This window comes from Bartonella queenslandensis (genome assembly GCF_018155095.1).
Classification (GTDB): Bacteria; Pseudomonadota; Alphaproteobacteria; order Rhizobiales; family Rhizobiaceae; genus Bartonella; species Bartonella queenslandensis_B.
In genome coordinates, this window is record NZ_NAAI01000041.1 from 1 (window position 1) to 518 (window position 518).

The 518-nt window shown below is 51.2% G+C and carries 1 protein-coding gene; it reads left to right on the forward strand.

Features of this window, described 5'->3' with window-relative positions; translation table 11 throughout:
* The coding region (locus B5V81_RS08640) for a hypothetical protein (RefSeq protein WP_212113105.1) at positions 1-518 on the forward strand (518 nt) is incomplete at both ends.

The following is a 518-nucleotide window of genomic DNA, read 5'->3' on the forward strand; positions in this document are numbered from 1 at the left end:
CCCCTCAAGGGATACAGCCTTACTCTCATAAGGCATGGTCCCAATCTCATAGAGGATGCACTCTGCCTTCTAAAAGAGTGCATCCTTCCCCTCACGGGATACAGCCTTACTCTCATAAGGCATGGTCCCAATCTCATAGAGGATGCACTCAGCTCTTCACAAGAGTGCATCCTTCCCCTCACGGGATACAGCCTCACCCTCATAAGGCATGTATCCAATCTCATAGAGGATGCACTCTGCCCTCAAAGAGTGCATCCTTCCCCTCACGGGATACAGCCTCACCCTCATAAGGCATGGTCCCAATCTCATAGAGGATGCACTCTGCCCTCAAAAGAGTGCATCCTCCCCCTCACGGGATACAGCCTCACCCTCATAAGGCATGTATCCAATCTCATAGAGGATGCACTCTGCCCTCTAAAAGAGTGCATCCTTCCCCTCAAGGGATACAGCCTCACCCTCATAAGGCATGGTCCCAATCTCATAGAGGATGCACTCTGCCTTCTAAAAGAGTGCATCCT